General features: G+C 67.3%; 7 protein-coding genes and 1 pseudogene. 5 read left to right on the plus strand and 3 right to left on the minus strand.

Annotated features, from left to right (window positions below; genetic code table 11):
• Positions 1-163: 163 nt before the first annotated feature.
• Positions 164-1441: pseudogene (locus A5701_RS02060) on the minus strand (oxidoreductase); the annotation flags it as partial.
• A gap of 762 nt (positions 1442-2203) precedes the next feature.
• Here A5701_RS02060 and A5701_RS02065 point away from each other — a divergent pair.
• A complete protein-coding gene (locus A5701_RS02065; RefSeq protein WP_156669876.1) occupies positions 2204-2440 on the plus strand; it encodes a hypothetical protein in 237 nt (78 codons plus the stop codon).
• Positions 2441-2508: 68 nt separating this feature from the next.
• Here the strand turns inward: A5701_RS02065 and malQ are convergent, their stop codons facing one another.
• Positions 2509-4671 (minus strand): 4-alpha-glucanotransferase, encoded by a 2163-nt coding sequence (gene malQ / locus A5701_RS02070; protein WP_067747999.1) that lies wholly within the window; start codon positions 4669-4671, stop codon positions 2509-2511.
• A 426-nt stretch (positions 4672-5097) separates the two neighbouring features.
• Here malQ and eccB point away from each other — a divergent pair, with 426 nt between their 5' ends.
• Positions 5098-6615 (plus strand): type VII secretion protein EccB, encoded by a 1518-nt coding sequence (gene eccB / locus A5701_RS02075; RefSeq protein ID WP_067748001.1) that lies wholly within the window; start codon positions 5098-5100, stop codon positions 6613-6615.
• The gene (gene eccCa, locus A5701_RS02080; protein WP_067748003.1) at positions 6612-10775 is read left to right on the plus strand and encodes a type VII secretion protein EccCa; all 4164 of its coding nucleotides are present in this window, start codon (positions 6612-6614) and stop codon (positions 10773-10775) included. Before eccB ends, eccCa begins: the two co-directional genes overlap by 4 nt.
• Positions 10776-10806: 31 nt before the next feature.
• On the opposite strand, the gene A5701_RS02085 is transcribed toward eccCa, so the two are convergent.
• Complete coding sequence (locus tag A5701_RS02085) at positions 10807-11979, minus strand: cytochrome P450 (RefSeq protein WP_067748005.1); 1173 nt, start codon at positions 11977-11979, stop codon at positions 10807-10809.
• Between the two features lie 249 nt (positions 11980-12228).
• On the opposite strand from A5701_RS02085, the gene A5701_RS02090 reads away from it, so the two are divergent.
• Together A5701_RS02090 and A5701_RS02095 are read left to right on the plus strand one after the other, a co-directional pair.
• Entirely contained in the window at positions 12229-12423 is a 195-nt protein-coding gene (locus A5701_RS02090; RefSeq protein WP_067748007.1) for a ferredoxin, read from the plus strand.
• Positions 12424-12917: 494 nt separating this feature from the next.
• Positions 12918-13504, plus strand: a 587-nt coding sequence (locus A5701_RS02095) for a PPE family protein (RefSeq protein WP_156669877.1), incomplete at its 3' end; no start/stop codon positions are given.

A 13504-nucleotide genomic window follows, 5' to 3' on the forward strand; every position in this document is an offset into this window, starting at 1 on the left:
CGCATCATTGGCGCAACGGGCGCCTGCCGGAGACCGTCGAGTACAAAGAGCTGGAGGCAAACGACTTCAAGGACTGGCGGCTGAAGGTCTACGGTCTCGTCGAGCACCCGATGGAGTTCTCGCTCGAGGACCTGATGGCACTGCCCTACCACGAGCAGATCAGCCAGCACTTCTGCATCCAGTCCTTGAAGTCGTTTGCCTCCAGCTCTTTGTACTCGACGGTCTCCGGCAGGCGCCCGTTGCGCCAATGATGCGGCGAGATGTCCTTTTCGGTGAAGGCGCCGGGCTTGGGGTCGAGCTGTTCAAGCATTCGCTGGAACGGGCCCACCAGCGCGTACCCGACCCGCTGAATCACCCGCGGATGACGAATGGTGAAGGGAGTGGCCCAAACCCAGGCGATCGCCGTCACCACCATGGCCGCGGCGAAGATCCAGAAACCCACCCAGCTGTTGTCGTCGCGCGAGGCGAACATGTGGTTGAGGTTTCGCAGCGCACTGGTCGTCAACACCATCGTGACGTGCACCAGGATGAAGAACAGGAAATAGACGAGCACCACGAAATGCAGCGATCGCGCGTGCTGAATGCTCAGCCGCTTGCTGAGCCAGTGCACCCGCTGCGACAACGCGGGCGACATTCCCAGGCCGGTGATCAAAGCCGCGGGCGCGGCGATGAAAACCGTGGTGAAGTAGGACAACAACTGCAGGCCGTTGTAGGCGACCCAGCCGTTGTCGGTCGGCCAGTCCAGCGACAGATATTGAATGGCCACCGACGCCGCGTTGGGGAAGACGTCCCAGCTGGTCGGCACGATGTGGCGCCACTGCCCGGTGGCGAACAGGAGCACATAGAAGACCGCCCCGTTGACGAGCCACAGCACGTCCACGCCGAGGTGCCACCACCGGGCCAGCCCGATCGAGTGCCGGAAGCCGGGCAGGCCCAATTGCGGTGGGAGGGCGACGGTGTCGGCGTTGGCCGTCCACAGCTCGTCGTCCGGCACGGGCGGACCGACCCGCAGCCACTCGTCCTTACCCGGGGTGGCGTTGCGGCTGAAATAGAGCCGGGGATGGTCGCAGAGGATCTGGATTCCCGTCCTGATGATGAACATCATCATGAACAGGTTGAAGAAGTGCGTCCAGCCGATCCAGGCCGGCAGGCCGGGAGCGACGCCGGAGCGGTCCGTGCCGGGATGACGCTGGATGAACGACTGCACCGCCGGCATGTTGTGCAGGCCCTTGCCCACGGCCACACCGGCGATCAGCAGGGCAAAGCCGATGGGTATCAGCCAGAGCAGATTGAACCACCGGTCGCGGCCGACGCGCAGCTTCGGGGCGGTGGCCCGGCGGGTGAGGTCGAAGCCGCCACCGTAGGTCTCCACGTCGATGACGTCCTCGGCGGTGTGAATCTCGTTGCGGTAGTCCGGGGGAGACTGCAGCGGCGTGCCCACTCTCAGTGTCGACACGCCGCCGGCCGGATTGACGTCTGAGTTCCGTTGTTCGGTGTTCGTCACGAGGCCGAATTTACACGGGTCGACTTGTAGAAATTGGACACGATCAGGAAGAAACGCCGCGTCCCGAGCCCGGGGCGACGTACTTTCGCTGCCGACGGTCCGATTCGGGCGAAATCCGCCCGCCGCACCGGCCCTCAACACCGCAACTGCCCGACGAATCAGGCGCTTACACCGAAGATGCGGTTTATGGACGCCCGCTGTGAGTTGGCGCAGAGTCTTCTGGAAGGCCGCTGGATCGGGTCGTGTCGTCGAACCGGGCGGCCCGAACTATCTCAACCGGGTTGACGGCGAACGCCCGCGGAACGCCGGAGCGGTCGCCGTCGCCGTCGGGCTTCGGGCTAAGCGGTGAGGGCCGAATTCGTACGTGGACACGTTTCAGCAAAATGAATTCGAACGCGAAAAACTCAACGGTCCCGCGAATACCGGGTTATCGTACGGCGTCCGGTTGCCGGCCTGAAATACGGGCGACATCCCGGCAAATGAAAATTACAAATCGAGTTGGAGGATTGTATGACCCGTCGGTGGTTGTTTATGGCCCTCGTAGTTGCCACAGCACTAATGACCGGCTGCTCCAGCAGCAAACCCGCGAGTTCGGGATCGAGTTCGGCTGCAAGCAGCAGTTCGACCACCACAGCTACTACGTCGGCATCCGCGGCGTCCAGCGATACCAGCACGGCAAACGCGCCGGCAGTCGCGACCTTGGATTCCAGCCAATGTGTCGACGTCACCGGGGCGAATGTGGATCTGCTCGCCGCATCGGACAAGGACGCCGCGCGCAAGGCCGCTGACACCCTGGAGCGGTACAACCCGCCGGCTTCCGTCAAAGACGCCATCGAACACTTCGTCACCACGGGTGGCGCGCACTTCGATGACCCGGATTACACGAAAAACAACAAGACCGTCGACGGCTGGGTCAAGCAGGTCTGCCCCAGTTAACGACCGCACCTCAATAGCTGCCGCTAGGCCGGGTCGCGCGGCCGTACACGGCGGAAACCTTATTGGCCTCAGAAGCTAACAGGCGCGCTATCGACGTCCGTGGGCGCGATTGCGCTGCGCACGGCCTCGGCGAGGGTGGCCGCCCGGACATCGGTGAACACGTCCTCCAGGAGCACCGGGCGGCCATCGGGGCCGGTCAGCGGCACCCGCCAGTTGGGGTACTCGTCGGTGGTCCCGGGCTGGTTCTGGGTCCGCCGGTCACCCACCGCGTCGGTCAGGGCCACGCCCACCAGGCGCGACGGGGTCCGCCCCAGATACCGGTACAAGGCACAGATGATGCTTTCCTCGTCGGTGTCGGCGTCGCCGAGCAGCCCCACCCGCCGCAACTCGGCCAGCCAGGCCGCGAGCTCGGCCCTGTCGGCGGCAAGCTCGTCTTCAGCGGGGCGGGTCAGCAGTCCAAGCGACTCGCGCAGCCGCACGTGGTCGCCCGCCAGGTAGCCGGCCGTCGGCGGCAGATCGTGGGTGGTCACCGACGACAGGCAGTACTCGCGCCAGCGCTCGGCCGGCAGCGGGCCGCCGGCCCCGTCGCGGTCGAGCTCGAACCAGAGGATCGATGTGCCGAGCAACCCGCGCAGCAGCAGGTAGTCGCGCACCCACGGTTCGACCGTGCCGAGGTCCTCGCCGACGACCAGCGCGCCGGCGCGGTGTGCTTCCAACGCGACGATGCCGATCATCGCCTCGTGGTCGTAGCGAACGTAGGTGCCCTCGGTGGGCGGTGCGCCCTCCGGGATCCACCAGAGCCGGAACAGCCCGATGATGTGGTCGATCCGCACACCACCGGCATGCCGCAGCACCGAGCGGATCAACGCCCGAAAGGGGCGGTATTCCTCCGCATCCAGCCGATCCGGCCGCCACGGCGGCTGGGACCAGTCCTGGCCGAGTTGGTTGAACTCGTCGGGCGGGGCACCGGCGGTGACGCCCAGCGCCAGCACATCCTGCAGCGCCCACGCGTCGGCGCCGTCGGGATGCACGCCGACCGCCAGGTCGTGCATCACGCCCAGCGCCATTCCGGCCCGGACCGCCCGCGACTGCGCCGCGGCGAGTTGCTCATCGAGTTGCCATTGCAGCCACCGGTGGAAATCGACCGTGTCCGAATGCTTTTCGACAAAACCTGCGACACCGCTCGCCTGGGGATGCCGCAGCTTCTGCGGCCAGGAATGCCAGTCGGCGCCGTATTTCTCGGCCAGGGCGCACCAGGTGGCGAAGTCGTCGAGCGCGCGGCCTTCACGGGCGCGGAAGGCTTCGTAGGAAAGTTCGCGGCCCGCCGACCGCGGCACCCGATGCAGCAGCTCGAGCGCGGCGCGCTTGGCCGCCCACGCGCTGTCGCGGTCGATCGAGTCCAGTCGGGCGGCGCGCTGTTGCACGTCGAAGCGCAGCCGCCGCACCCGGCTTCGCTTGGGCAGCGCGGCGAACTCGGGGATCGCCTCGACGTGAAGGTAGAGGGGGTTGACGAAGCGCCGCGAGGTAGGCAGGTAGGGCGAGGGCTCCATGGGGGTCGTCGGAGCGGCGGCATGCAGCGGATTGACCAACAAGTAGTCGGCGCCGTGCCGCGTCGCCGACCACACCGCCAGGTCCGTCAGGTCCGTCAGGTCGCCGACCCCCCAGGACTGGCTCGACCGCACGCTGTAGAGCTGGGCGGCCAGCCCCCAGCCGCGCCGGGCCCCGAGCCGCTCCGGCAGCCCGAGCCAGTCCGGCGTCATGATCAGCGCGGTGCTGGTCTCGCCGTCGCCGGACCGCAGGTGCACCCGGTGGTAGCCCAGCGGCAGGTCGGGCGGCAGTACGAAGCTGGCCTCGCCCACCCAGCGCCCGTTCAGTTCGAACGGCGGGGTGAAGTTGTCCACCTGCTGGATCCCGCCGCGCACGGTGCCGTCTTCGAGCTCTAACCACACCTCGGCGGGGTCGCCGTGGGTCACGTGCACCCAGAACCGGGCCTGCTCGCCGGTCCGGCCGACGATGGTCGCAGGCAGCCGCCGCGCCCAATGCGACCGCAGCTTCGCGGCCAGGGCCACGTTGCGCTCCTGCTCGGTTCCGGCCGCCACGCCGAGCGCGGCCAGCACGGCCACCAGCGTGGCCTCGGCGACGAGCACCCGCCGCCCGGTCCAGTCCTGATACTCGGTCGCGATGCCGTATCGCCTGGCAAGTTCGACCAGCGACGGCGCGAGCTCACTCATACCGCTCATCTTGGTGCCAGAAATCGCCCGCCGACCAATCGGGGAGAGGCGGCGACCCGGCCCGCGACCGCCGCCGCCCGGTTTGCCGGCCGGTGCTGCGTCGCGCCGTGCGCCGAGGGCGCACGCTCGACAGGACGGGCGCGCCATTCGCCATTACGATGCCCTCAGAGACATGAGGAGTCCGGGCGGGATCGGCGGGGAACAAAAAGTGCCAGCTCAACGGCGCCTGGCGCGTGGCGCACGCCGGCGGCCCGGCGAGCTGCCGACGACCGGACGCCCGCAGATGAAGCAGATGCAGCAGCGAACGTCATCGTCGCCGCGTGGCGAGGCCCGTACCGGTGCCTTACGGTTGTCGATGTAATTCGCGCAGCGGAAATTTTCACAGGACAATATCCAGGCGTTCTAGCAGACCGGATGGTGAATTAAGTGGCGGAAGAGAGTCGCGGGCAGCGCGGGTCGGGGTATGGCCTCGGGCTGTCGACGCGGACCCAGGTGACCGGCTACCAGTTCCTCGCTCGCCGCACCGCAATGGCGCTCACCCGCTGGCGCGTCCGCATGGAGGTCGAGCCGGGGCGGCGCCAGACGCTGGCCGTGGTGGCGTCGGTGTCGGCGGCGCTGGTGATCTGCCTGGGCGCCTTGCTGTACTCCTTCCTCAGCCCGGCCGGCCAGGTCGGGGATTCGCCGATCATCGCCGACCGTGACTCCGGCGCCCTGTACGTCCGCGTGGGTGACCGGTTGTATCCGGCGCTGAACCTGGCGTCGGCGCGCCTGATCACCGGCCGCCCGGACAACCCGCACCTGGTCAAGTCCAACCAGATCGCCAGCCTGCCGCGCGGCCCGATGGTGGGCATCCCGGGCGCGCCGTCGAACTTCCACACCACCAGCCCGGCCACGTCGTCGTGGCTGGTGTGTGACACCGTCGCCACCTCGACCGGTGTCAGCGCACCGTCCGGCGTGACGGTGACCGTCATCGACGGGAACCCCGACCTCAGCAACCACCGGCGCGTGCTAAACGGGTCGGACGCGGTGGTGCTGAACTACGGCGGGGACGCGTGGGTGATCCGGGAGGGACGCCGGTCACGGATCGATGCGACCAACCGGTCGGTGCTGTTGCCGCTGGGCCTGACGCCCGAGCAGGTCGGCCAGGCCAAGCCCATGAGCCGCGCCCTGTTCGACGCGTTGCCGGTGGGACCCGAACTGACCGTGCCCCAGATCCCGAACGCGGGCGCCGGCGCATCCTTCCCGAACGCGCCCGGCCCGATCGGCACGGTGATCGTCACACCGCAAATCAGTGGGCCGCAACAATATTCGCTGGTGCTGGCCGACGGCGTGCAGACCCTCCCGCCGTTGGTGGCCCAGATTCTGCAGAACGCCGGGCCGGGCAACACCAAACCGGTGACCGTCGAACCGTCCGCCCTGGCGAAGATGCCCGTGGTCAACAAGCTGGATCTGTCCTCCTACCCGGACGCCCCGCTGAACGTCTCGGACATCCGCGAGAACCCGTCGACCTGCTGGTGGTGGCAGAAGACCTCCGGTGAAAACCGGGCCCGCATCCAGGTGGTGTCCGGCCCGACCATCCCGGTGGCGGCCAAGGACGAGAACAAGGTGGTCTCGCTGGTCAAGGCCGACACGACGGGCCGCGTGGCCGACCAGGTCTTCTTCGGGCCCGACTACGGAAACTTCGTGGCCGTCACCGGCAACGACCCGGGCGCCAAGACGACGGAATCGCTGTGGTGGGTGACGGACGCCGGCGCCCGGTTCGGGGTCGACGACACCCGCGACGTGCGTGAGGCGTTGGGCCTCAAGACCAAACCGAGCCTGGCGCCGTGGGTGGCGCTGCGGCTGCTCCCGCAAGGCCCGACCTTGTCGCGCGCGGACGCGCTCGTGGAGCACGACACCCTACCGATGGATATGTCCCCAGGAGAATTGGCGGTACCTAAGTGAAACGCGGGTTTGCACGGCCGACACCGGAGAAGCCTCCGGTCATCAAGCCGGAGAACATCGTCCTTCCGACGCCCCTGAGCATTCCGCCGCCCGAGGGCAAGCCCGTGTGGCTGATCATCGTCGGCGTCCTGGTGATCGGCCTGCTGATCGGCATGGTCGCAATGGTCTTCGGCAGCGGCTCGCGCGTGTTCGGCGGCGCCGGCGCGATCTTCCCGATCTTCATGATCGGTGGCGTCGCGATGATGATGTTCGGCGGCCGATTCGGCGGTCAGCAGCAGATGAGCCGGCCCAAGCTGGACGCGATGCGCGCCCAGTTCATGCTGATGCTGGACATGCTGCGCGAGACCGCCCACGAGTCGGCCGACAGCATGGACGCCAACTACCGGTGGTACCACCCGGCGCCCACCACGCTGGCCGCCGCGGTCGGCAGCTCACGCATGTGGGAGCGCAAGCCCGACGGCAAGGACCTCAACTTCGGTGTGGTCCGCGTCGGCGTCGGCATGACGCGTCCCGAGGTGACCTGGGGTGAGCCCCAGAACATGCCGACCGACATCGAGCTGGAGCCGGTGACCGGTAAGGCGCTGCAGGAATTCGGCCGCTACCAGAGCGTCGTCTACAACCTGCCCAAGATGATCTCGCTGCTCGTCGAACCCTGGTACGCGCTCAACGGGGACCGCGAGCAAGTGCTGGGACTGATGCGGGCGATCATCTGCCAGCTGGCGTTCTCGCACGGCCCCGACCACGTCCAGATGGTCGTCGTCACCGCCGACCTGGACGAGTGGGATTGGGTCAAATGGCTTCCGCACTTCGGCGACCCACGGCGCCAGGACGCCGCGGGCAACGCGCGGATGGTCTACAGCTCGGTACGCGAGTTCGCCGCCGAGCAGTCCGAATTGTTCGCCGGACGTGGCTCTTTCACGCCCCGGCACGCCAGCTCGTCGGCGCAGACCCCGACGCCGCACACGGTGATCGTCGCGGACGTCGTCGACCCCCAGTGGGAATTCGTGATCAGCGCCGAGGGCATCGACGGGGTGACCTTCTTCGACCTGACCGGCTCCTCGATGTGGACCTCGGTTCCGGAGCGCACCCTGCGGTTCGACGACAAGGGCATCATCGAGGCGCTGCCCCGCGACCGCGACACCTGGATGGTGATCGACGAGAAGCCGTGGTTCTTCGCGCTGACCGACCACATCAGCGTCGCCGAGGCGGAGGAGTTCGCCCAGGCGCTGGCCCGCTGGCGCCTCGCCGAGGCCTACGAGGAGATCGGCCAGCGGGTGGCCCACATCGGCGCCCGGGACATCATGGCCTACTACGGAATCGACGACCCGGGTCAGATCGATTTCGAGGCGCTGTGGGGCGCGCGTAACGACTCGATGGGCCGGTCGCGGTTGCGGGCACCGTTCGGGGTTCGTTCCGACAACGGCGAGCTGCTGTTCCTGGACATGAAGTCCCTCGACGAGGGCGGTGACGGCCCGCACGGCGTCATGTCCGGCACGACGGGTTCGGGTAAATCGACGCTGGTGCGGACCGTGATCGAGTCGCTGATGCTCAGCCACCCGCCGGAGGAGCTGCAGTTCGTGCTGGCGGACCTCAAGGGTGGGTCGGCGGTCAAGCCGTTCGCCGGGGTCCCGCACGTGTCGCGCATCATCACCGACCTGGAAGAGGACCAGGCGCTGATGGAGCGCTTCCTGGACGCCCTGTGGGGCGAGATCGCCCGCCGCAAGGCGATTTGCGACAGCGCCGGCGTCGACGACGCCAAGGAGTACAACTCGGTCCGGCTCCGGATGCAGGCCCGCGGCCAGGACATGGCGCCGCTGCCGATGCTCGTGGTGGTCATCGACGAGTTCTACGAATGGTTCCGGATCATGCCGACCGCGGTCGACGTGCTCGACTCGATCGGCCGGCAGGGCCGCGCCTACTGGATCCACCTGATGATGGCGTCACAGACCATCGAGAGCCGCGCCGAAAAGCTGATGGAGAACATGGGTTACCGGCTGGTGCTGAAGGCGCGCACCGCGGGCGCCGCGCAGGCGGCCGGCGTGCCGAACGCCGTCAACTTGCCGGCGCAGGCGGGCCTGGGTTACTTCCGCCGCAGCCTGGAGGACATCGTCCGGTTCCAGGCCGAGTTCCTTTGGCGGGACTACTTCCCCCGCGGGCTCACCGACGACGGCGACGAGGCGCCGGCGTTGGTGCACAGCATCGACTACGTTCGCCCGCAGCTGTTCACCAATTCGTTCACCCCGCTCGAGGTCAGCGTGGGCGGCCCGGAGCTCACCCCGGCCGCGATCACCAACGGCGAGACGCTCGGGGCCGACGAGGTCGGCGACGACGACGTCGAGGGCATCCGGGTGCCGAAGGTCGGCACGGTGATCATCGATCAGCTGCGCAAGATCGACTTCGAGCCGTACCGGTTGTGGCAGCCGCCGCTGAACCAGCCGGTTCCGATCGACGACTTGGTCGACCGATTCCTCGGCCACCCGTGGCAGGAGGACTACGGCACGGCCCGCGATCTGGTGTTCCCGATCGGGATCATCGACCGGCCCTTCAAGCACGACCAGCCGCCGTGGACGGTGGACACCTCGGGGCCGGGCGCCAACGTCCTCATCCTGGGCGCCGGCGGCTCGGGCAAGACGACGGCACTGCAGACGCTCATCTGCTCGGCCGCGCTGACCCACACCCCCGAGCAGGTCCAGTTCTACTGCCTGGCCTACAGCAGCACCGCGTTGACCACGGTCGCCCGGTTGCCGCACGTCGGTGAGGTCGCCGGCCCGACCGATCCGTACGGCGTGCGCCGAACGGTGGCCGAGCTGCTGGCGTTGGTGCGTCAGCGCAAGAGCACCTTCCTGGAGTACGGCATCGCCTCCATGGAGGTCTTCCGTCGGCGCAAGTTCGGCGGCGAGCCCGGCCCGGTCCCCAACGACGGGTTCGGCGACGTCTACCTGGTGGTGGACAACTACCGGGCGCTGGCCGAAGAGAACGAGGTGCTGATCGAGCAGGTGAACCTGATCATCAACCAGGGCCCGTCGTTCGGGGTCCACGTGGTGGTCACGGCCGATCGCGAATCGGAGCTGCGGCCCCCGGTGCGAAGCGGGTTCGGCTCCCGGGTCGAGCTGCGGCTGGCCGCCGTGGAGGACGCCAAACTGGTGCGGTCCCGGTTCGCAAAGGAAGTTCCGGTCAAGCCGGGCCGCGGCATGGTCGCGGTCAACTACGTCCGCCTCGATTCCGACCCACAGGCCGGTCTGCACACGTTGGTGGCCCGCCCCGCGCTCGGGAGCACAGCTGACTACGTCTTCGAGTCCGACAGCGTCATCGACGCCGTGAGCCGCCTGACGAGCAGCCAGGCCCCGCCGGTGCGCCGCCTCCCGGCGCGGTTCGACGTGGAGCAATTGCGCGAGCTGGCCGCACGGGACACGCGACAGGGCGTCGGTGCGGGCGGAATCGCTTGGGCCATCTCCGAATTGGACCTGTCGCCGGTGTACCTCAACTTCGCCGAGAACGCGCACCTGATGGTGACGGGTCGACGCGAATGTGGGCGCACCACGACGCTGGCCACCATCATGTCCGAGATCGGCCGGCTGTACGCGCCGGGAGCCAGCAGCGCGCCCACGCCGCCGCCCGGCCAGCCGTCGGCACAGGTCTGGCTGGTGGACCCGCGGCGCCAGCTGCTGACCACGCTGGGTCCGGACTATGTCGAGAAATTCGCCTACAACCTCGACGGCGTCCAGGCGATGATGGGCGAGTTGGCGGCGGTCCTGGCCGGACGCGAGCCGCCGCCGGGTCTGTCCGCCGAGGAGTTGCTGTCGCGGTCGTGGTGGAGCGGTCCGGAGATCTTCCTGATCGTCGACGACATCCAGCAGCTGCCGGCAGGTTTCGACTCGCCACTGCACAAGGCCGCCCCGTGGGTGACCAGGGCCGCCGACGTCGGGTTGCACGTGCTCGTCACGCGCACCTTCGGTGGTTGGTCGTCGGCGGGCAGCGACCCGATGTTGCGAGCGCTGGCCCAGGCGAACGCGCCGCTGCTGGTCATGGACGCCGACCCGGACGAGGGCTTCATCCGCGGCAAGATGAAGGGTGGGCCGCTGCCCCGTGGTCGAGGCCTGCTGATGGCCGAGGACACCGGTGTGTTCGTCCAGGTCGCGGCGACGGAGTTGCGCAAGTAAGGCGGATACCGCTGCGCCGGGGCTGGCCGAATCAGCCCCAGCGCAGCGGTAATTCTTTGAGCGCGAAACTCTTCGACGGGTAGTTGATCGCGGGGACGTAGTCCGCCGGCACGTCGAAGTCGGGGATCTGCCTGAGCCATTCTCCGACGATGACGGTCAGCTCGATCCGCGCCAGATGAGAGCCCAGGCAGCGGTGCGGTCCGCCCCCAAACCCCCAGTGCCGGTGGACCTTTCCGTCCATCACGAGCTCGTTGACGGACGTGGCGTCGCTCTCGTCGCGGTTGACCGCGGCCATGCACAACCGCACCGATGTGCCGGGCGGCAACGTCATGCCGCCGATTTCGACGAATTGGGTGGTGATCCGGGGGGCCACCGGCGCAGAGGGCTCCAGCCGGACGATCTCTTCGATGAAAACCCGGATCTGCCTTGGGTTCTCGCGAAGCGAAGCGCGCAGCTGTGGCCGGCGCGCCAACTCGAACAGGCAGAATCCGATCGCCGCGGTCACCGTGTCCAGGCCCGCCAGGATCAGCAGGTGGCTCATGCCCAGCAGTTCCAGATCGGTGAAGTCACCGTCACTGGCCATGACTTGCGACAGCATGTCGGAGCCGGGGTTTTGGCGGCGTTGCTGGATCGCATTGACCAGGTACTCCAACAGCAGCTGGCTCTTCTCGAGGTCGGCCTGGGTGAGGTAGGGCTTGTCGCTGACGACAGTGTCCTTCCAATCGATCAGGCGGTCGCGATCCTGGATCGGCAGGCCGTAGAGATCCATGAAGACCTGGAACGGGTACAGGTGCGCAAAGTCCGCCATCACTTCGCATTTGCCTTGGCCCGCAAGGGCGGCGATCATTTCGGCGGCGTGCCGCTCCAGCACCGGGCGGGATTTGCTCAGGCCGAGCGGACTGAAGAAGGGCTGCAGCACCTTCCGGTAACGGGTGTGCTGAGGAGGGTCGAACGCCAGTGGCAGCACGGGCAGCGGGTGACCGGGAGGCTGCAGGATCGTGGACGAGAACACCTGGGGATTGCGCAGCGCCGCCAGCACGTCCTCACGGCGGGTGATGTAGTAATGGCCGTTCATGAACACCACCGGGCCGGCGTCGCGCAACACCTTCCACCCGACGCCCCGGTCCTCGGCCATCGGTAACTTCTCGAAATCGAGGCGCGGTAGGTGGAACGTGCCTTGCTGGCCTTGGCCAGGAGTGCTCATGGGCTCTCCGCTTGTCTATCTTGATCTGCTCACCGCTGCGGCGGGGACTTCGTCGGCACCGTTTCCAGCCGGCACACCAATATCGCATGTGTCGCAATGGGACACGAATCCGATCGCGCGCCGGCGCGATGGTTTCCGGTCAACGGCTGCACGCGGCGGCGATCTTCTACACTCTAGCCAGCGACGAATCGCCGCTCGATTCGCTGACGCGACTTGCAATTCTGCGAAGCCCGGTAGGGAGGGAACCTCATGAGGGTTCGTCTCGAACAAGCCAGATGCGTGGGTCATGCCCAGTGCTACGCCGTCGACCCTGACTTGTTCCCGATTGACGAATCCGGCTATTCGATCCTCGAGGAGCATGAGGTGCGGCCCGAGGACGAGCAGCTGACCCGGGACGGCGTCGCTTCGTGCCCCGAAATGGCGCTGATCCTCGAAGAGGACTGACCGGCGCGAGGTGCCGTGCAGGCGCTATCGAGAACGATTTCAAAGCAAACCCCGAATGAACAAACAGTTGCCACAAGTGAACTGTGGTCGACAGGGAATGAACAGTGGCTGGCCTGGAATGAACAGTTGGCGTCGGGTGTCGGCGCGCCCCTGATAACGAACTAATCTCATTCACGAGCGACAGTTCGGTAAGACCGCGGACTGTCGCTCGGTTGCTGACAGCAGGGATCAATCGAGGCTAAAGGTGCACGTTGTTCCTGACCGGGTGTCCGAGAAGCGTGGCGGCAAGCCACATTTGGGCGTCAGGCACGGGATCGACAGGATGCGCCGGACAGCCCGCCGACTGGGGTGGCGGACCGAGAGGTCTGAGTCGGTGATTCCGGGCGGCCAGCGACTTACGGGTGGCGAATGCTTACGAAGCCGTGACCACGGCCACCACTGATCCGATGCGACTGCCGGGATCGCCAGCGATCCCGGCCAACTGAGGAGAACAGGTGTTTGACTTCGGGGCGTTACCGCCGGAGATCAATTCCGGTCGGATGTATGCGGGTCCGGGTTCGGGTTCGTTGATGGCGGCGTCGGCGGCGTGGGATGAGATTGCTGCTGAGGTGGCTGCGGCGGCCAGTGGGTATAGCTCGGTGATTGCGGAGTTGACGTCGGGTCCGTGGGTGGGTCCGGCGTCGTCGTCGATGGTGTCGGCGGTGGTGCCGTTTGTGAGTTGGCTTTCTGCGGTGGCGGGGTTGGCCGAGGACACGGCCAGTCAGGGTCGGGCGGCCGCGGCGGCGTTTGAGGCGGCGTTTGCGATGACGGTGCCGCCGCCGGTGATTGCGGCTAATCGGGTGTTGTTGGCGACGTTGGTCGCGACGAATTTCTTCGGGCAGAACACGCCGGCGATCATGGCGACCGAGGCGCAGTACATGGAGATGTGGGCCCAGGATGCGGCGGCGATGTATGGCTATGCGGCGGCTTCGGCCACGGCCTCGCAGTTGGCGCCCTTTGATGCCCCGCCGAACACCACGACTCCTGATGGGGTGGCCGAGCAGGCGTTGGCGGTGACCCAGGCCGCTCAGCAGCCCGCGGG

The organism is Mycobacterium sp. E3305 (assembly GCF_001666785.1).
Taxonomy (GTDB): Bacteria; Actinomycetota; Actinomycetes; order Mycobacteriales; family Mycobacteriaceae; genus Mycobacterium.